Origin of the sequence: Campylobacter vulpis (assembly GCF_014217995.1) — a bacterium.
In the GTDB taxonomy this organism is placed as follows: Bacteria; Campylobacterota; Campylobacteria; order Campylobacterales; family Campylobacteraceae; genus Campylobacter_D; species Campylobacter_D vulpis.
The window spans coordinates 993,541-1,012,691 of record NZ_CP041617.1 but is presented as its reverse complement, the minus strand read 5'-3'; the positions used below and the strand labels follow the sequence as shown (position 1 = coordinate 1,012,691).

18 protein-coding genes and 2 tRNA genes are annotated in these 19,151 nt (G+C 34.0%); 7 read left to right on the top strand and 13 right to left on the bottom strand.

What is annotated here, in order from left to right; all coding sequences use genetic code 11:
• The first annotated feature begins 39 nt into the window (after nt 1-39).
• The 4 genes from CVULP_RS05240 (at nt 40) to flaC (ending at nt 3,980) form a co-directional block, all read left to right on the top strand.
• On the top strand, nt 40-1,542 hold the full coding sequence (locus CVULP_RS05240) for an SGNH/GDSL hydrolase family protein (protein WP_265415695.1): 1,503 nt from the start codon (nt 40-42) through the stop codon (nt 1,540-1,542).
• A gap of 79 nt (nt 1,543-1,621) precedes the next feature.
• Nucleotides 1,622-2,734 carry a peptide chain release factor 2 gene (prfB, locus tag CVULP_RS05235; RefSeq protein ID WP_099460848.1) on the top strand — a complete coding sequence of 371 codons (1,113 nt, stop codon included), beginning with the start codon at nt 1,622-1,624 and terminating at the stop codon, nt 2,732-2,734.
• Complete coding sequence (locus tag CVULP_RS05230) at nt 2,731-3,204, top strand: DUF4149 domain-containing protein (RefSeq protein ID WP_099460849.1); 474 nt, start codon at nt 2,731-2,733, stop codon at nt 3,202-3,204. The genes prfB and CVULP_RS05230 overlap by 4 nt, the downstream gene beginning before the upstream one ends.
• A gap of 26 nt (nt 3,205-3,230) precedes the next feature.
• Entirely contained in the window at nt 3,231-3,980 is a 750-nt protein-coding gene (flaC, locus tag CVULP_RS05225; RefSeq protein WP_099460850.1) for a flagellin C, read from the top strand.
• Between the two features lie 9 nt (nt 3,981-3,989).
• Here flaC and CVULP_RS05220 read toward each other — a convergent pair whose 3' ends face one another.
• The 6 genes from CVULP_RS05220 to CVULP_RS05195 form a co-directional block, all read right to left on the bottom strand.
• On the bottom strand, nt 3,990-4,619 hold the full coding sequence (locus CVULP_RS05220) for a YggS family pyridoxal phosphate-dependent enzyme (RefSeq protein WP_099507742.1): 630 nt from the start codon (nt 4,617-4,619) through the stop codon (nt 3,990-3,992).
• 19 nt (nt 4,620-4,638) lie between these two features.
• Nucleotides 4,639-4,713, bottom strand: a tRNA-Gly gene (locus tag CVULP_RS05215).
• A gap of 98 nt (nt 4,714-4,811) precedes the next feature.
• Nucleotides 4,812-6,143: an MATE family efflux transporter gene (locus CVULP_RS05210; RefSeq protein WP_099507741.1), complete on the bottom strand. Its 1,332-nt coding sequence runs from the start codon at nt 6,141-6,143 to the stop codon at nt 4,812-4,814.
• A 163-nt stretch (nt 6,144-6,306) separates the two neighbouring features.
• Nucleotides 6,307-7,473, bottom strand: coding sequence for a molybdopterin molybdotransferase MoeA (locus CVULP_RS05205; protein WP_099507738.1), 1,167 nt, complete (start codon nt 7,471-7,473; stop codon nt 6,307-6,309).
• Nucleotides 7,470-8,726, bottom strand: coding sequence for a UDP-N-acetylglucosamine 1-carboxyvinyltransferase (gene murA, locus CVULP_RS05200; protein WP_099507736.1), 1,257 nt, complete (start codon nt 8,724-8,726; stop codon nt 7,470-7,472). Before murA ends, CVULP_RS05205 begins: the two co-directional genes overlap by 4 nt.
• Nucleotides 8,727-8,857: 131 nt before the next feature.
• A complete protein-coding gene (locus tag CVULP_RS05195; RefSeq protein WP_099507733.1) occupies nt 8,858-10,255 on the bottom strand; it encodes a COG3400 family protein in 1,398 nt (465 codons plus the stop codon).
• Between the two features lie 31 nt (nt 10,256-10,286).
• Between CVULP_RS05195 and tgt the strand changes: the two genes are divergently transcribed.
• Together tgt and CVULP_RS05185 are read left to right on the top strand one after the other, a co-directional pair.
• Nucleotides 10,287-11,405: a tRNA guanosine(34) transglycosylase Tgt gene (gene tgt, locus CVULP_RS05190; RefSeq protein ID WP_099507730.1), complete on the top strand. Its 1,119-nt coding sequence runs from the start codon at nt 10,287-10,289 to the stop codon at nt 11,403-11,405.
• Between the two features lie 36 nt (nt 11,406-11,441).
• Nucleotides 11,442-11,518: transfer RNA gene (locus CVULP_RS05185), tRNA-Arg, on the top strand.
• Nucleotide 11,519: 1 nt separating this feature from the next.
• Here the strand turns inward: CVULP_RS05185 and CVULP_RS05180 are convergent.
• The 7 genes from CVULP_RS05180 to CVULP_RS05150 all read right to left on the bottom strand — a co-directional run bounded on the left by CVULP_RS05180 (nt 11,520) and on the right by CVULP_RS05150 (nt 18,187).
• Nucleotides 11,520-12,470: a KpsF/GutQ family sugar-phosphate isomerase gene (locus CVULP_RS05180; RefSeq protein WP_099460857.1), complete on the bottom strand. Its 951-nt coding sequence runs from the start codon at nt 12,468-12,470 to the stop codon at nt 11,520-11,522.
• Nucleotides 12,471-12,479: 9 nt separating this feature from the next.
• Entirely contained in the window at nt 12,480-14,144 is a 1,665-nt protein-coding gene (locus CVULP_RS05175) for a polysaccharide biosynthesis/export family protein (protein ID WP_099507728.1), read from the bottom strand.
• Between the two features lies 1 nt (nt 14,145).
• On the bottom strand, nt 14,146-15,267 hold the full coding sequence (locus tag CVULP_RS05170) for a capsule biosynthesis protein (protein WP_099460859.1): 1,122 nt from the start codon (nt 15,265-15,267) through the stop codon (nt 14,146-14,148).
• Nucleotides 15,268-15,269: 2 nt separating this feature from the next.
• A complete protein-coding gene (locus CVULP_RS05165) occupies nt 15,270-15,932 on the bottom strand; it encodes an ABC transporter ATP-binding protein (protein ID WP_099460860.1) in 663 nt (220 codons plus the stop codon).
• Entirely contained in the window at nt 15,929-16,711 is a 783-nt protein-coding gene (kpsM, locus tag CVULP_RS05160; RefSeq protein ID WP_099460861.1) for a capsule polysaccharide transporter KpsM, read from the bottom strand. Before kpsM ends, CVULP_RS05165 begins: the two co-directional genes overlap by 4 nt.
• Before the next feature lie 62 nt (nt 16,712-16,773).
• The gene (locus tag CVULP_RS05155) at nt 16,774-17,784 is read right to left on the bottom strand and encodes a hypothetical protein (RefSeq protein WP_099507726.1); all 1,011 of its coding nucleotides are present in this window, start codon (nt 17,782-17,784) and stop codon (nt 16,774-16,776) included.
• 1 nt (nt 17,785) lies between these two features.
• Complete coding sequence (locus tag CVULP_RS05150) at nt 17,786-18,187, bottom strand: hypothetical protein (RefSeq protein ID WP_099507724.1); 402 nt, start codon at nt 18,185-18,187, stop codon at nt 17,786-17,788.
• A 68-nt stretch (nt 18,188-18,255) separates the two neighbouring features.
• Between CVULP_RS05150 and ciaI the strand changes: the two genes are divergently transcribed.
• Nucleotides 18,256-18,822 carry an intracellular survival protein CiaI gene (gene ciaI, locus CVULP_RS05145; protein ID WP_099460864.1) on the top strand — a complete coding sequence of 189 codons (567 nt, stop codon included), beginning with the start codon at nt 18,256-18,258 and terminating at the stop codon, nt 18,820-18,822.
• The last annotated feature ends 329 nt before the right edge of the window (nt 18,823-19,151 follow it).

The following is a 19,151-nucleotide window of genomic DNA, read 5'->3' as shown; positions in this document are numbered from 1 at the left end:
AGCGTGTTGGGCGATAATAAAATATATGAGGAAAAATTGATGAAGAATGTCGTTTTGTTGGGTGGGAGCAATAGCGTTATGCAAAATGGACTTCAAAAAGGACTTAAAGACGCCCTAATGTCCTGCGGGGGGGGGGTAGAATTCCATAATTTTGCCCTAGGTGGTTCTCGCAGTTCTCAAAAAATTTACGCTTTAATTGCAAATGAAAAAGTAATTAAAGAGGCTGATTTGGTTATCATAGAGACCAATTTAAATGAATATGATAACTTTGTTTATGATCTTCGTTTTGATATTTTGCAAAGAGATTTTGAAATTCTTTGCAAAATGTTGGCTAATTTGAACAAGCCTATACTTTTTATTTTACTCCCTCTCTATGTTAATAATGACAAATTTAAAATCACTAATAATTTCAATCTACTTCAAATTAAAAAATACAACTTTCATTTCATTGATATGCAAAGATATTATGATCAAAATAACTTAAATGAATTCTTTGCGATAAATGACTTATTTCATCAAATCAGTCCTATTATGAGATTGTTGGGGCAAAATATTGCTTTAAATTTGGAAAAGATTGATAGGTGTAATTTAAAATGCAATTATTCAGTCCCTAAATTTCTTGCCGTTACGCTACAAGATCTTTTTGAAAATATCAATCAATTAGAAAAAAGCGTCAAATCTAATTCTTTATTCACAGAAGAACTTTATAGACTTGAAGGAAAAATTAAACTTAAATTTAAAAAAGAATTTAAAAATTATACATTAGTAGCATTTAGCGTGTGGAATGATGATAATAGTTTAGGGACTTTTTCAAGTGCCATTTGGACAAATAAAAAGACTAAAATTATCAAATACTGCTTATCAAGTTTTTTGATGATGTATAATTTGATTGAAAATTTTGTTATTGATGAAGAGAGCTTTTTGTATTTTAATGCTAACAATCAAAAACAAAGTGAAAATAATTTGTGGATTTTTTTAAAAGATGATTGTCGAAATACTCTTGATTGTATGCAATTGGCAAATCAAATTCTCCTCGTAAAACCAGATGAAAATTTTACTATGGATACCCATTATGATTTTCAAACATTAGCAAATTTAGAAGTGCAAATCGATGAAAAATACAATTTCTCTCACCTTATCCCTGATGTGGTGCTTTTTAAAGAAATTATCGAGGAGTATAATGCTAGAATGGACCCAGTTAAAATCGCTCCTTTTCAAGCTGAAATCAAAAATTTAAAGCTTGAACTCCATCAAAAAAAGCAAAATCCTATACAAACGCACCTAGCTCACAAATTAGGTCGTGCTATCATAGAAAATTATCGAAGTTTTTGGGGATTTTTAGGACTTCCTTTTGTGTTAAATTATATTGCCAAAAAGCATAAAAAGAAGCCAGCACCTTTACCTTGCACAGAAAATGAAAAGCAAATTTTAAGCTATCAGTTAGGACTTGCCCTTATAAATGCACATAAAGCTTGGTATAAAGGGGGTTATATTTGGTTTATCTTTAAAGTTTTAAGTTTGAAAAAGAAATTTCGGCGTTAGATAAATTTAAAATTTTCTTCTATCATTTGAAAAGTCTTAAATTAAATTTGATAAAATGCCATTTTTTCAAGGAAAAACTATGGATAATTATGAATTTAGCGAACTTTTAAAAAGCCTTGAGCAAAAAGTTAAAAATATAGCCTCTATCATAAAGCCTGATGAGCTTAGGATAAAACTTAGTGAAATTGAGACGAAAGAAAATGACCCAAATTTTTGGAATGATGCTAAAAATGCTGCCGCTTTGGGTAAGGAAAAGACCAAAATCACAACTTTGCTTAAAGCTTATGAAAACGCCCTTAATGCCCTAAATGACGCGAGTGAGCTTTTTGATATGGCAAATAATGAAAGCGATGATGAAACGCTAAAGGCACTATTTGAAGACGCACCAAAGCTAGAAGACAGCATTACAGGTCTTGAAATTTCTATGCTTTTAAGTGGAGAAAATGATAATAAAAACGCCATTGTATCCATACATCCGGGTGCTGGTGGGACAGAGAGTAATGACTGGGCGAGTATGCTTTATAGAATGTATTTGCGTTTTTGTGAAAGAGAGGGCTTTAAGGTTGAAACCTTAGATTTTCAAGAAGGCGATGAAGCGGGGCTTAAAGATGTGAGTTTTTTAGTCAAGGGTGAAAATGCTTATGGGTATTTAAAGGCAGAAAATGGCATTCACCGCCTTGTGCGAACTTCACCTTTTGATAGTGCGGGGCGTAGGCATACGAGTTTTTCTAGTGTTATGGTGAGTCCTGAGCTTGATGATGATATTGAGATTGAGATTGAGGAGAAGGACTTGCGTATTGATTTTTACCGCGCAAGTGGAGCTGGGGGTCAGCATGTTAATAAAACTGAATCAGCCGTGCGTATCACACATATCCCTACCAACATAGTTGTGCAGTGCCAAAATGATAGAAGCCAACACAAAAACAAAGCCACAGCCTTTAAGATGCTCCGCTCAAGACTTTATGAGCTTGAGTTAATGAAACAAGAAGCGGCGGCAAATTCAGGGGAAAAAAGTGAAATGGGCTGGGGACATCAAATCCGCTCTTATGTGCTTTTCCCCTATCAGCAAGTAAAGGATACAAGAAGCAATGAGGCTTTTTCAAATGCAGAGGGAATTTTGGACGGAGATATTAAAAAAATGATAGAGGGCGTTTTAATCGCGATGAAAGCACAAGACAAGGAAGCACAATGAGAGCGATTCATCTTTTTTTGTTAGCGGCTATGATAGGAGTGGAGCTTATTTTGGGTGTAGTAGTCGCACCTGTCGTTTTTTACCCACAAAGTTTAATTGGGGAAAATGTTTTAAGCCATTTTCAAAGTGGGCTTATGATGAGTGATATTTTTGTTAAAATGGGCTATGTGTTACTTGTTGTAGCATTTTTTAATGCCTTGTATGAGTTAGTTAGCTTTCTTAAAAAAGAGGAGAAATTTCAGCTAAGATTTTCCAAATTAGCTCTTTCTATCATTGTATTAACCCTTGCTTTGTTTTTTGTGTTTTATTTTACCGCTTACATTTTGGAGGCACAAAAAATGGGTGAAAGCGTTATTAAAACGGCGGAATTTCAAAGTATGCACGAGGCAAGTGAAGTGGTGATAAAAATCATCGTTTGTATGCAAATATTTTTGTATTTTTTAAGCTTTAAAATAGCTAAAAAAGACTAAAATTTGAAAAATTAAAGGAGGTCATTATGAAAATTAACAATTCTAACGCAATGCAACAAAATCATTATTTAAATAATGCACAAAAAGCTCAGGATAAAGCTTTGGAAAATATAGCCGCGGTAAGAGCAATTAGTGGGGTTGATAGTGCAAATTTGGCGATTGCAGACTCCTTAAGGTCTCAATCAAGCACCATAGACCAAGGCGTGGCAAATGCTTATGATGCAATTGGGGTGTTGCAAATTGCCGATGCGAGTTTGACAAATATCTCTCAAAGTGCAGATAGGCTAAGTGAGCTTTCTGTAAGAATGAATAGTGGCATAATGACAGACGCACAAAAAAATATGCTAAGAGGCGAAGCGACACGCGTTACGGAGTCCATTAACGATTCTTTTAACAATGCAACTTTTAATGGCAAAAATGTCTTTCAAACTATGGAATTTGTGGTAGGAAGTGGAACAGAGATGACGAATTTAAATTCTCTAAGCACGGAAGGCTTAAGCATAGATAATCAAGAAAGCATTACAAGCTTTACAGACCAACTTGCAAATTTAAGAAGTGAGATAGGCTCGGGCATTAATGCCCTAACTTCTAACATTAATGCAAGTGTGCAAAATAGCATTAATACTAAAGCTGCGGAAAATAATTTGCTTAATAATGATATGGCGAAAAATGTTAATGATTTTAATGCGGCGTATCTGAAAGAAAATGCTGCCGCTTTTGCTGCTGCACAAAGTAATATTATGCTTCAATCTAAAATCGCTAGTCTTTTATACTAAAAGCCCTTTTTAAGGGCTTTTAAAGAGTATGCTTCCAAGCCTTAGCATATTTGATCCACATTTTAAAGCAAGCTCAAAATCACTACTCATACCCATAGAACAGATTTTTGCGTCGTGTTTTTGTAATTTTTCATAAATTTGATAAGTCGTTTCAAAGCTCTTTTGTATCGCCTTTTCATCATCGCTATGCGTTCCTATACACATCACACCTTGAAGATTTAAATTTTTACATTCTTCTTTGATTTGTAAATATTCCTCTAAAGCTCTACTAGGCTCAATTCCACTTTTACTTCCCTCAAAGGCACTATTAATCTCAAGCAAAGTATCAAGCGTGTAATCAAGCCTTTTATCAACAGCCTTAGCGAGATTTAAAGAATTGCAACTTTGCCATAAAATGGGGCGTTGCTTGATGAGAAGATTGATTTTATTGCTTTGTAAAGTGCCGATGAAATGCCATTTTATCATTAAATTTTCATCTTTTAAAAGCTCTTTTTTTTCGCTTAAAGCCTTGACTTGATTTTCACCAAATTCACTAATGCCCTTATAATAAAATTCTTTAATAATATCAACATTGACATACTTACTCGCTGCTACAAGGCGGACATTTTTTGTTTTTTCTAAGAGTTGTTCTAAATTCATTTTAACCTAAGTTTGAAAGTGGAGCGGGAAACGAGATTCGAACTCGCGACCCCAACCTTGGCAAGGTTGTGCTCTACCCCTGAGCTATTCCCGCAAGAGAAAGAAACGAATTATAATACAAAAAGGCAATTTTTGTCAAGCAAAAGGCCTTTTAATTTGCATTAGTAATCAAATTTGCTTAAATGTTTGTGATTAGTGAGGTGATTTGTTGATTGTGCTTAAACTCTTTTTAAGAAAATAAAAGCTTAAGAAAAATACGCAACAATCAGCCAAAAATGGACTAATCCACACCCCATTTAAGCCCATAAAATAAGGTAGAATAAGGATAAGAGAAAGAGGTGCGAAAAGATTACTCATAAGGCTTAAAATAAGAGAATAATGTGCTTGATTAAAAGCAGTAAGCAAACAGCCCACAAGGATATTAAACCAAGCAATGAGAAAAACAAAAGAGAAAATATGTAAGGCTTTAGTGCTAAATTCCAAAAAATCTGCGTCATTTTTTTGCGTAAAAAATCCCACTAGAAATTCCCCATAGAACATACTTAAAGCAAAAACACAAACACTAAAAGCAAGAGTAAAAAGAAGCATAGTTTTAAGTATGGCTTTGAGGTATTTAAGATTTTTTTGAGCAAAATGATAGCTTAAGGCTGGTTGCATAGCCTCGCACATCGCAAGGGTTAATAGGGTAATAAAATTATCAATATAAAGTATGATAGAATAAGTAGCCACCGCTTTCGCACCTGCTAGATGAAGGAGGATAAGATTGGCAAAGATACCAAAAATCGAAGCGGAGATATTGCTAAAAAATTCGCTACTTCCATTATAAATAATATTTTTTAAAGTTTTAAAAGAAAGATAAAGGGTAGAAAATTTCAATTGAAGTTTTTGACTAAAAAAAGGATAAATATCCAAAAAAGTTCCAAGAGTAAAACCTATGCAACTAGCCAGTGCCGCAGAAAATAAACCCCAACCAAAAACCACGATAAAAAGATAATCCAAAATGATATTACTTAGCGCTACGATGATATTTACTATCATAGAATGTGTTGTTTTTCCACAAATTCTTAAATAATTATCAAGGGCAAAATAAGGGGCAATAATGGGCATAAATAGGGCAAAAACTAGGACAACTTCTTCGCAAAGTGCCTGAATATGTGGCGTTGTATCCAAAAAAGAAATTAAAAGTGGCGATATAAAATAAGCTAAAAAAGCCATAAGGGTATTAAGGGCGAAAATAAGAGCTAGGGCCGCGGTTAAAATGCGGTTAGCTTCTTTAAATTTAGCTAGGGCTAATTTCATCGAAATTTGCACCGATGAGCCTATGGCTATCATATCGCTTAATGCAAAACTTATCATCACAAAAGGCATTACTAAACCAAGTGCAGCAAGAGAATCACTACCTAGATACTGCCCCACAAAAATACCATCAATAATAATATAAACAGAAAAGAAAGCCACGCTAATGACATTAGGCACGGCATATTTACAAAAAAGCCTTAAAGGGCTAAGATTGAAATTTGACATAAATATCCTTAATATTTTTAAAATGTTAATTTTTAATAAATATTAAGGGGGCTAATAGAGACTTTGTAAAGCTAGAATATAACGCTTGATGAAAGAAAATAAGATATTTTTGTAAGTTGATTTTCTAAAATTCATAGGCGTTATTTAATCCAAATTTGGCAAATTAAAGGTAAATAAGCTGGACACTTTCGCCCTTTAAAATGCTTTCTTGCTCCTCCTTGCTTATAAGTAAAAATGTGCTTTTTACCAGCGGTAAAATCATAGCCGAGCCGAATTGATTATGATTAAAGGGCGTAAAAATGCCATTTTCCAAATTTCCTAAGATAAGATTATTTCTCCTTGCCTTAAGTTTTAAATCCTCTCCCATCAGGGCATTGATTTTTCTTTCTTTTTCCGTATTTCCCTCAAGTAAATTGAGAATTTTTTTAGCAAAAATAAAGCAAGAAAGAAAAGCCGCCATAGGATTTCCGGGCAGGATTAAGATGAGTTTATTGTCTTTTTGATAGAGCTTAGTCGGCTTTGCAGGACGCGCTTTAATTTCATTAAAAATTTCTTTAAATTCAAGCTCTTTCAAAGCCCTATCCATAAAATCAGCCTCACCCACGCTAGCGCCTCCACTTGTGATAATAAGGTCAAATTGATTATTTTGCAAGGCTTTTAAAGACGCATTAAATTCATCTTTTATAATGCCAAGATAGCAAGGATTATAGTCATTTAATAAGGCTTGCACAGCTAGGGCATTTGCATTATAAATGCTTAAAGAGTCGCATTCCTCCCAAGGCTCTTTTAGCTCATTTCCGCTTGAAAAAACAGCCACACTGGGCTTTTTTATGACTTTTATTTTATAAATTCCTTGTGCGGCAAGTAGGGTTATCATCGCAGCGTTTAATTTTTGCCCCCTTTTTAGTAAAAGCTCCCCTTCCTTTTGCTCCTCGCCCTTAAAACGAAAGGCGTTAAAGCGTTTAGGCTTTGTTTTAATCACCAAAAAGCCCTTTTCTAAATTTTCCTCTTCAAGCATTAAAATAGTATCGGCATTTTCAGGCATTAACGCTCCTGTCATTATCTTAAAACACTCATTTTTCTTAAGTTTATAAGGCGTTTTATCTCCTGCTAAAATCGTCCCCATAATCTTTAATGGTGCGTTTATATCATCATAATTAAAGGCATAGCCATCCAGTGCAGCATTATTAAAACTAGGCAAATTTTTTTTCGCATACAAATCACAGGCCAAAACCCTGCCAAGTGCGTTTTCTAGGCTTATAATCTCACTTTCTTTTAAGGGCGTAATATGCTCTTCTAAAAGCTTTAAGGTTTCAAAAATATTTTTCATTCTTCAAGCCTTGTGATATTTGCACCCAGTGCTTTAAATTTCTCTTCCAAATTCTCATAACCCCTATCTAAATGATAAATTCTATGCACCCTACTTGTGCCTTTTGCAGCAAGAGCAGCTAAGATGAGTGCCGAAGACGCCCTTAAATCAGTCGCCATCACATCAGCAGCATTTAGCTCTTTGCCCCCAGTTATGGTAGCAATATGTCCGTTAAGTTTGATATCTGCTCCCATTCTTAAAAGCTCACTCACATGCATAAAGCGATTTTCAAACAACCTTTCATCAATGATACTTGTGCCATTTGCTCTAAGAGCTAGTGCCATAAATTGCGCTTGCATATCGGTAGGAAAGCCCGGATACTCGCTTGTAAGAATTTCCACAGGTTTGATTTCTTTAGCGGGAAGCAAGGTGATGGTATCGTTTTCTACAATTATTCCAAAGCCCATTTGCTCTAATTTTGCTAAAACGGCACTTAGATGACTTGGATTGACCTTGCAAACACTGATTTTAGAATTGACAATAGCCCCCGCACAAAGATAAGTCCCAGCTTCTATCCTATCGGGTATGACGGCAAATTCTTTAAATTCTAAACATTCTCCATTTGTGCCATAAATTTCTAGCTCATCACTACCTATACCCTTAATATCAAGTCCAGCCTCCCTTAAAACCTCACAAAGCTGCACTACCTCAGGTTCTTTAGCCACATTTAAAAGCCTTGTTTTACCACTTGCTAATGCCGCTGCCATAATGATATTTTCACTTCCTGTAACGGTGATTTTATCAAATAGCACTTCAGCACCCTTTAAAGCTCCACTTGCGACTACATAGCCTTGTTTGATTTGGATATTTGCTCCCATTTTTTCTAAGGCTAAAAGATGTAAATCTATGGGTCTTTGTCCTATGGCACAGCCTCCGGGAAGGCTCACTTCACAATGTCTAAAACGCGATAAAAGCGGTCCGAGTGTGAGTATAGAGGCACGCATTTTACGAACGATGTCGTATTTGGCTGTGGTTTGATTAAGCGTTGTGGTATTTAAAAGGGCTTCGTGATGATTTAAATCTGCTTTAGCGCCTAAATTTTTTAAGAGTGAGATGAGAGTTTTAATATCTTCAACCTCAGGGACATTTGAAATTTTTACTTCGTTTTTAGCTAAAATGCTTGAGACGATGAGTGGTAGGGCGGCATTTTTTGCGCCGTTAATCGTTACGCTTCCGCTTAAATGATTTGTGCCTTCGATTTGCAAATAGGTCATATTGATTCCTTATTGATGATACTCAATTACAATTTATTATCTCTTTTCATCATACCAAAAAATAATAAATTGTTAGGATATTGAAAAATCAAAATGCCTTCGTCTGGTGTAAAAATATTATGGACGATTGATTAGCTTATCGGTATAAAAAGTTGGTAATTTTTACTAAGTTTATAATAATTTCTGTTTAAATCCATACTCCAAATTCTGCCAAGATCATTATCTAAAAGTTCAGGAGTGAAACTGACAAATTGCAATAAATTCTCTCTATATTCGAGAGTTAAGATAGGATTTTGCGTATGATTTTGAAAAAGTTCTATATTTTTATCGTAGAGTTTAGAAAGGCTTTTGACATAGTCTTTTAATTCATTATTTTCTTTATAATTTGGCTGGTAATAATAAAGATTTACTTCCAGTTTTAATTGCTTACTTAAATCTACGATTACATTAGCTTGATTTTCTATTTCATTTTCGTAAGAGCTTAAAATAACTGATTTTTCAAGGTTTTCAAAGTCTTGTGTACCGATTTTTAAAATGGGAATTTTAAGCTCAAAAAACTCTCTTTTTTCTTTCTCAAAATGCTTATGATCCGTAATGAAGACGCCTATATCATTTTGCTCTAAGAAGCTTTGAATTTTTTTGAAATTTGTATTTTCAAAATCAAAAAAGATATTTTCATATTCTAAGGCAAGAGTTTTAAGCTCGTAGTAAATCGCGTTTAAGGTAGGATTGATAATCCTTATAAAAAATTTTCTTGCATTTGTTTTTTTGATGAGGCTTAAGGTAGTGTTTAGGAGTAATTTTTGTGTGTTTTGACTCATATTTTTCATATCGATAATGGTATAAATATTAGTTCCAAAAGGCACAGGAAATTGCCCTGTGCTAGCTTTTACATTATGAAAAACACTTTGTAAAATGGCAGGGTCACCTACGATTAAAATGCTATCTCCTGGTTTTAGGATTAAAGAAGGCTTGATGAAGTGAATTTTTTCATTACGATACACTAGCACAATACGCCATCTTTTTTGCTGGATTGATCCTATATGCCTGTAAGCAAAAATGGAACCTGCTGGAATTTTAATCTCCATAATTTCTCCCACTCCAAGCCCGATATATTGTGCTGTGAGTGCAACATCTGGTAAAAAATCAATAAGTCTTTTGCTCAAATTCATTCTTGCATCGATGAGGTGGCAGAGTTTATCATTGATACCAAGTCCCCAAAAATCCATAATATTAATCTCTAAATTTAAATCAAGCCCCCTTAAAGTTTCGTAAGTTTTTTTTGTCTCAAATTCATCTTGCATATAGATAAAAGCCTGTTTATAGGGCTTCATAATACGCTCAAGTCTTGCACTGCTGGTAGGGTCAAATTGATGAAATTCTAAAAATTCATTTTTTTCTTTTAAATTAACACTGTCATTTTTTTGATAAATGATAGTGAAAAAATAACTTAAGCTTTTTTGAAAACAAAGCCTTTCTAAGAAATGCTTTGCTAAAATACCATCAATGATAATTAAAATATGATTCATACTACGCTCCAAAAAAAGGAAATTATAGCAAATGGAATTTAAATTAAAGTATAAAGATAATAATGCAAGAGTTTGTGAAATAAAAACGGCTCATAGTTCGTTTTTAACGCCCGTTTTTATGCCCGTTGGCACAGCAGCAGCGGTAAAAAGTCTCGATGCTTGTGATATGCGTGAAATTTTAAAAGCGAAGATTATTTTGGCAAATACCTATCATCTTTATTTGCGTCCGGGCTCAAAAGTGATAAAAAATTTGGGTGGCTTACACCATTTTACACAATTTCCATATAGTTTTTTGACAGATAGCGGTGGCTTTCAAGCTTTTTCTTTAAGTGAAAATTCAAAGCATTTTGAAGAAGGCATTAAATTTAAAAGCCATATTGATGGAAGTTTGCATCTTTTTACACCTCAATCTGTCCTTGAGACTCAATATGATTTTAACAGCGATATTTGTATGGTTTTAGATGATTTGGTCGCTTTGCCTTCAAGTAGGGCTAGAGTGGAGCTTTCTGTTAAAAGAACGATAAAATGGGCTAAAGAGGCGATTGATTTTCACAAATTGAAGCAAAATAGAGATGAGAGCTTAACTCAAAATATTTTTGGCATTATTCAAGGAGGAACGGAATTTGACTTAAGAAAAAAATGTGCTTTAGAGCTTTGCGAAATGGACTTTGACGGACTTGCCATAGGAGGACTTAGTGTAGGCGAGGAAAATGCACTGATGTATGAAGTGGTTGAAAACTTAACTCCCTTTATGGACGAAAATCGTCCAAGGTATTTAATGGGTGTAGGGACTCCTGAAGATTTGGTGGAAAATGTCGAACGCGGAGTGGATATGTTTGATTGCGTGATGCCAACAAGAAATGCTAGAAACGGCACTTTTTTTACAAGTTTTGGGAAATTTAATATCAAAAAAGCCGAATTTATAAACGATAATGAAAGCATTGACAAAACTTGCTCGTGTTATACTTGTCAAAATTATTCAAGGGCGTATTTAAATCATCTTTTCAAGGCTAAGGAATTGACTTTTTTTAGACTTGCTAGTTTGCATAATTTGCATTATTATTTAAATTTGGCTAAACAAATGCGAGAGGCTATAATAAAAAATCAATTTAACGAATTTAAGAGAGAATTTTACGCCAAAAGAAGCTAATTTTAAGCAATTTTTTGTATAATCTCGTTTTTATTTGCGCTCTTAGCTCAGCTGGATAGAGCATTTGATTGCGGTTCAAAAGGTCAGAGGTTCGAATCCTCTAGAGCGCGCCACTCAAACATTTCCTATTGCATAAAGTTGGATAATGCCTACAACCTTTCCATTTTTACCTACGACAATTTCCTTAATTTTATGTTTTAACATTAATTGTTCGGCTTCTGTTGCCATAGCTTCTTGATCGATGATTTTGGGATTATGACTCATAATTTCTTTAGCTTTAAAATCAAATCTAGGCTTGGCATTTGCCTTAAGTGCGCGACGCAAGTCCCCATCTGTAATGATTCCAACAAGCCTATCATTTTCTAAAACAATGCAAAGTCCTAGTTTTCCACTCGTCATCACATCGACAAGTTCGTTAAATTCCGTTTCTGGATTTACGATAGGAAGTTTTTTGCTAACCATCAAATCCTTAACCTTAGTTAAAAGCTTTCGTCCCAAACTCCCACCGGGATGAAAGAGTGCAAAATCATCAGGCTGAAATTTTCTAGCTTTCATTAAGGCTGCAGCGATAGCATCTCCCATTACTAAAGTGGCTGTTGTGGAGGACATAGGGGCGAGTTGTAGAGGACAGGCTTCTTTTTTGATTGCTATATTGAGAAAAATTTCGGCTTGCTTGGCAAGGGTGGATTTGGCATTGCCACTCATTGCAATGAGGGGAATTTGCCTTCTTTTAACTGCTGGAATGATTTTTAAAAGTTCTTCTGTTTCACCAGAATTTGAAATGGCAATCAAAATATCATCGCTTGTTATCATTCCCAAATCCCCGTGTAAAGCCTCACCAGGATGCATAAAAAAGCTAGGCGTTCCCGTGCTAGCTAATGTAGCGGCGATTTTAGCACCTATATGTCCTGATTTACCCATACCGCTTATAATGCAACGCCCTTTTATATTTAAAATAAGCTTAACGGCTTTTGAAAAATTATGATCTAAATTTTCACTTAAATTTCTAATTGCCTCCGCCTCTATTTCAAAGACCTCTTTGGCTATTTTAAGCGTTTCTTTCATCTTACTTCCTTAGAGATTAACCACGACATTTGTAGCTATGGCTATTTGATAGAGAATTTGTGTTAGCATAGAAAAAATTTGTAAATTTTGACTATCAACTTTTGGAAGCACCAAAATGGAATCGCCTGCCTTTACATCTATGCCTGAGCGATATTTTTCCGCTTTACCATTTGTGCGTATTACGAGAACTTTTGAAGTATCTGCTCTATCGCTATATCCTCCTGCTAAGTTAATATAATATCTTAAATCTTCCTTTTTTCCATATACAAAGGCTCCGGGTAAAGAGACTTCGCCTTGAACGATGACGAGATTATTTTTACTTGGAATGTTAATGGTGTCCCCATCTTCTAAAACTAAGGATTTATAGGACTTTGTATCTTCAATGACGATTTGTCCTTTAGGTTCAGCTTTTTTAGCTCTTTCGATAAATTCAAGTATGGTTTTAGCTTGTGTGGCACGGATAGCCGCTTGTTCAGAATTTACAGAAGAGCTAGTCAGTGCTAGAGTCTCAAGCTCTTTAAGTTGGGCTGCGATGAGTTCTTTTTGTGTTCTAGCAACACTTTTTCTAAAGACTTGTAAGGCTTTCATATTTGACATTGAATTTGCCATAATTAATCTTGAAATATCCTCTAAAGTTGTTCCTTTTTTTACAACTAAAGTGCCTAAACCATCGTGTTCTCCACGAATTTTAATGCTAATGTTTGTGGTGATGTATTCAGGACGAAATTCGACTTCATCACCTGTTTTAACACTAACCTTGGCAAAATGTGTTTTATTAAAGGCTTTCACTTCAAGCTTATGCTCATCTGCGTAGCTTCTTACCACAGCGTTGGTTACTATAGGTTTTGCTCCTGCAATCTTAGCTAAATCACTTAGTGTTTTAATATCGCTTCCTAGTTCAAATCTAAAAGGCTTTTGCACATCACCACTTACAAAAGCATAACTGGCAACATTTCCAACCAAAATGACATCTCCACTTCTAAAAGGAAAAAGCTCTAATTGTCCTTTAAGTAAGAAATTATATAAGTCTATATCCCTGATAACTTTATTATTTCTTAAAATTTGAATTTCTCTAAAGCTGCCATATTCTAAATTAATCCCACCTGCCTTATCTAAATATTGTATGATAGAGTCAGAACTTAAACCTTGATAAAGACCTGGAGCATTCACGCTTCCTGTTACAAAAACGCTGACATTTTGATAAGCGTTCATATCTGCATAAACGAAAACATTGCTTTTGTAAATTTTATTAACAGCGGATTTTATTATGGGCACTAAGGAGCTATTTTTCACACCTAGCAAATTTACAGCTCCAACCTTAGGGATAAAAATATTTCCTTGAGAATCGACCACTAAAATTTGTGCAAACTCCACAGCACCCCAAATTTTAAGGCTTATTTGATCTCCAACAGCGATTTTATAGTCCGGATTATAAACTCTTTGTGTGAAATTTTTAAAATTACCATTAAAAAGATGTGCACCAAAGACGGGAATTTGAGCTGGGTTTGCGTTTAGGACACTTGTATTATTTTCGTTTCGATAGCTTTGATTGGCGTAGGCTGAACTTGTGTTGTTATCATAAGTTGCACCCTCATTAACCCCTACAATTTGCGAAACATCTACCGCACCAAAAGCTAAAATAAAACTTGTTAATAATAAAGCTATTTTTTTCATTTTAATATCTATGCTCCTCTATAATCATTTTTACAAATTTAGTAATGCCAAAAATTAAAGATAAAATTAAAAAAGCTGTTAATATGCCATAAAGTCTTTCCGGATATCTTGCACTTTCTGGCAAATTTGGACTTTGCACGATGACGAGTTGTTTAATCTTTCTTGCGGCTTCTATCCTTGCACTTTCATAAGCCTTAAGTGCGGTTTCATAGGCTTGTTGAGCAAATTTTGCTTCTATGGTAAGGTTTTGAAATTTCGCAGCCATATCATTGAGTTTTTGGGTATTTGAATTGTTTGCTGAAATTTTTGCCATTTCGCGTTCTAATTGTTTTTTAATAGCTCCAATTTCAGCTTTTAACGCTACAACTTCAGGCGCACTATCATTCATATAGCTTTGCAAATTTAAAAGTGCAGCCTCTCTTTGAGCCAAATTTACTTCAATTTGAGCAATTAGCTTTGATTTACTTTCGGCTTGTTTGAGTGGGTCAAAAACACCATATTTATTTTGAAAAGCTATGAGAGCATTTTGTGCTTTTAGGTATCTTTCTTTGTAAGTATTAACTTCCTCTTCGGCAAAACGCATTTGCTCTCTTGCTGCCTTATGAGAAATTTCATTGATAAATTTTTCACTTTCTTCGACTATACTTTGAGCAATGATTTGAGCGGATTTTGGGGTAAAAGCTTCAACTTCGACATTTAAAAGACCTGTCTTATCATCGATTTTAAGTTTAACGCGACTTTTAAAGAATTTAAGATAGCTTTCGCTTGAGCTAGAGTCAAAAATGCGGTAAGGTAGGTCGATGAATTGTTCCTGATAAAGCTCTTTAAGTTTAATGTTTTCTTCCAATTTTTTAAGCAAATCAAGAGAGTGAATATAGCCTCTTAAATATTTCATATCTTCATTATTATTTGAAGTGGTGCTAAGTAAAGATAAGATCCCACCAGCTTGCACACCCTCCCCGCTAGTAGAACGCACACTAAGACTAGTAGAGCTTACATAGCGATCTGCTGCGATAAAAACATAATAAATCACTACAAAAATCATCAAAAACCACACAATTTTAAACGAATCTAAAATACTTAAATCCTTAATTTTGTCTATTAAAGTTTTATTTTTTTCCATAATTACGCTTTTCCTTGATACACGGCTATGCCCTCATCGACATCATCATAAACCGTAATTTTTCCATTTTTCATAAAAATGATTTTATCACACCATTCTTTAATTTCGGCTACATTGTGTGAAACCATAATGACCTTAGAGCGTGAAAGCCTCTCTTTATAAAGCTTAATGCTTTTTTCTCTAAATTGAGGGTCGCCCACAGCCCCAGCCTCGTCTATTAAATAATAATCAAAGTCAAAAGCCATACTAAGTCCAAAGGTTATCCTAGCACCCATACCAGCAGAATAGTTTTTCATCGGCTCATCAAAAAATTTACCAAGTTCAGCAAATTCTTCGACAAATTTGACCTTTTCTAGCAATTCTTTACCCTTATATCCATAAACTCTAGCGACAAATTTGGCATTATCTCTTGCACTAAGTGAGCCTTGTATGCCACCGCTTAAGCCAAGGGGCCAGGAGAGCTTTTTGTTTGTGATGATTTTGCCTCTATCTGGAAGTTCCGCTCCGCTTAAAAGTTTCATTAGGGTTGATTTACCTGCACCATTTCCACCCATTAAGCCTATACTACAATTTTCAGGGAATTCAAAACTAAAATTTTTAAAAACATAGTGTCTTCCGCCTGCAAAAAGTGGGTAAGATTTGGTTAAATTGACAAGCTTGATCATTGCTTTCTCGCTGCGGTTAGAGCCTGTCTATTATGATGATAGAAAAAAAGTCCCACAAGAAGTAAAAGCATAATGCAAAAAATAGGATAAGTGTAGCTATAATCATCTTGCAAAGGGTAGGAATCAAAAAAATTATATTTTAAAAGCTCCATAATATGAAGCAAAGGATTATAATAAAAAATGTCTAGCAAGGGCTTAGGCATAAGCCAAGTGGGGAAAATCACCCCAGAAGACCAATAAAAAACGATACTAAAATACATCAAAAGCGTTTTTAAAATTTCAAAAAAATGACTTAAAATTGCAAAGCAAAGTCCCAAAACGAAACCTGAAAGCATTAGTAAGAAGACGCAAAACATTACATCTAAAAAATGTTGTGGTAAAACATCAAAGCGTAAAAACCACCCTGCGATAAATAAAACGCAAAAGAAAATCACAAAATAAATGCAAAATTCAAGCATAGTTCTAGCGATAAAAACATGGATAGGTTTAACAGGCTTATAGGCAAAAAGTCCCAAATTTGCACTAATGCCGTTCATAAGCTGCGTTACTATACTTCTAAACATAAAATAAGGCACTATGCCAGAGATTAAAAACATAAAAATAGAAATTCCATCAGGCATTACTTGATGATGATATTCTCTAATAATCGTAACGATGGTTGTAATCACCAAAACTATACTTAAAGGCTCTCCTATAACCCAAATATAGCCCAAATATCGATTCGCACCAAAGCGAGTTTTAAGCTCTCTAAAAAATAAAGCATAAATGACATTTAGCATTAAAACGCAAATCCTTATTTCATATAAAGTTTCAATTGTAAGAAAAAAAAATTAACAAAAAGCTAAAGGCTTTTTTTATAAGACAAAAGTCTAAATAAAATAAAATTGATTAAGCCTAAATCGCCACTTTTTTTATGAATTTCTATGATTTTAGCTCCAAGTTTGTAAGTGGGGGAGTTTTTGATTTTGATAAATTCTGGGTAGTCTTTGCAAAAAGATGGGCAAAGGTGATTTGCATTTTTTTCTTGATTGTCAAATTTCTTTTTTAGAATTTTTAAGACAAAGAGTAGATAAAAGCAATCTTTGAAATTTTCACAAAGCATAGCCACCTCGCCGATTTGATAGCTTAGATGTGATTTAATCACACTTACAGCAGATACAATGCTATCTTCATCAACCCAACCTAGTCTAAAATTTTGTCTTTGCAAGAAAAAATCTTTATGAAGTCTATAATTAATAGGGATAAGAAGGATATTTTGCGGATTAAAAGCGTTAAAGATGAGGGGTAGGGGCTTAACATTACCAAACCATAATAAATCTCCCTCACAAAGTAATCTTCTATCATCGACAAGCATTCTGCCAAAGGTATTATGTGCGGCGAAAATATGCCGTTTGGGTAGGGGAGGTAAAATCTCATCTCTTTCATATTCTTTAATAAAAGAACTTAAAATTAAAGGCGTGTGAAAGTATAAATCAGGTCTTGTAACCATAATATAATCATAGGAGATGTTTTGCTCTTTTTCATATTCTAGAGCGAGTTTTTGCGACCTTTCTATGGAAAGATGCATACCTCTATCTTGCATTAGGGTTTCAACAAGGATTTTTTTCGGCTTGTAAATTTGCTTTACTTCTTCTATAACTTTAACATCGACTTTTTTGTCATTAAAATTTTCATTATGATTATGCCAAGCAAAGCCAGATTTTTCAAAGCTGTCCCAAGTGTGAATAAAGATATCAATGCCATCTTGCCACATTTTATCTTCTAAATTTGGTTTTAAAATGTTTGTTAAAAAGCTTTCATAAGTTTGTTTATAAGTTCTTAAATGTCCCATAAAACAGATTGCAAGTTTCATTTTACCTCTTAAATTCAAGTTTTTTTTCTAGCATTAGGGTATTATCCGTGAGTTTAACCCAGCTAAGATTTAAAGCATAAATTTTAGCACTACTAAGTTTCGCAAAGGGAAATTTGGTATAATAAATGTCCTCTTGCTTCTTTGTCGCTTCTTTAAAGAAAGCCTTAGCTTGCACTCCTTTTAAAAGGGCTATTTTACTTTCTTTAGCGATATTTATGGCGATATTTGGATTTTTAAGGGCGAGTTTGATGTGCTTAGTTTCTTGATGTGAAGCGATAATGAGAGCTAAATTTTCTTCATCAAAAGCATAAAAAGCACTAGCAGTATAAACGCCCTCATCATCACGCATTGAGAGGGATAAAAGCTTATTTTTTTGTAAAAAATGCAAAATTTTTTCATTCATTTTAAAATTATACTTCATTTTTTTAAAAAAATGCCGATATGGAATTTAAATTAATGCAAGGAGTTAAAATGCAAATCGATGTGAGTAAAAATCAAAATTTCTCCCTTGACTACACGACAAAAAGTGGTAAAAAACTAAGTCTTGATATGTATGATAATCAAAGTATTAATTATAATAAAGACGAAAATTCTAAAAACTTAAGCTTAAAAAGGGAGTATGGATTTAGCTTTACTTTTGAGGGTTCTAAACTCACGCAAAATGAACTTGATGAGATTAAAGATGCGATGAAGGAAGTTGAACCTATGATACAAAATTTCCTAGCAAATTCTAAGGTTGGTGAGCTTAAGCCAAAAGATTTAATTCAAAGTGCGATGCAAATGGCAAATGTCCTCCCAACTCCAAAAGATGAAAACCATCAAAATGCCATTATGAACGGCTTTACCAATAAGCTAGAAAATTTACTTAATCAAAACAAAACTCCAAATAATGAGCAAAATGCAGCCTTATTAGAAGATAGTAAAAAATTACTCGATGAGGTTTTAGAGCAGATGAAAAAACAGCTTGAAAAAATGCAAGAAAAAGCACAAGAGCAAAACGCTACACAAAAAGAACAAAATTTCGATTTTTATGCTTAAAATCTTAAGGGGGAGTGTATCCCCTTTTAATCACTTAGTCCATCTAAATAAATTAAATGTTGTTAAGAATGGTTTGTAGCATCGTTTAGTTCTATCTCACAAATTCTTAAGTAAAATTTTTCAATCTTTCAAATTTTCAAAATAAGCATTTAGGTCTTTGAGGGCGTTAGTATTTAGCTTAGGTTTCATAAAGCCCTATATGCTTATCAGGTGGCTTAATGTTTAGTTTATTTAGTATTTATTTTTCGATAAATTCACTCATATTGTAAATTTTTAGTTTTCCATTTAGTTTTGCAAGGAGTTCTGCACTACACGCACTAATGATCGCA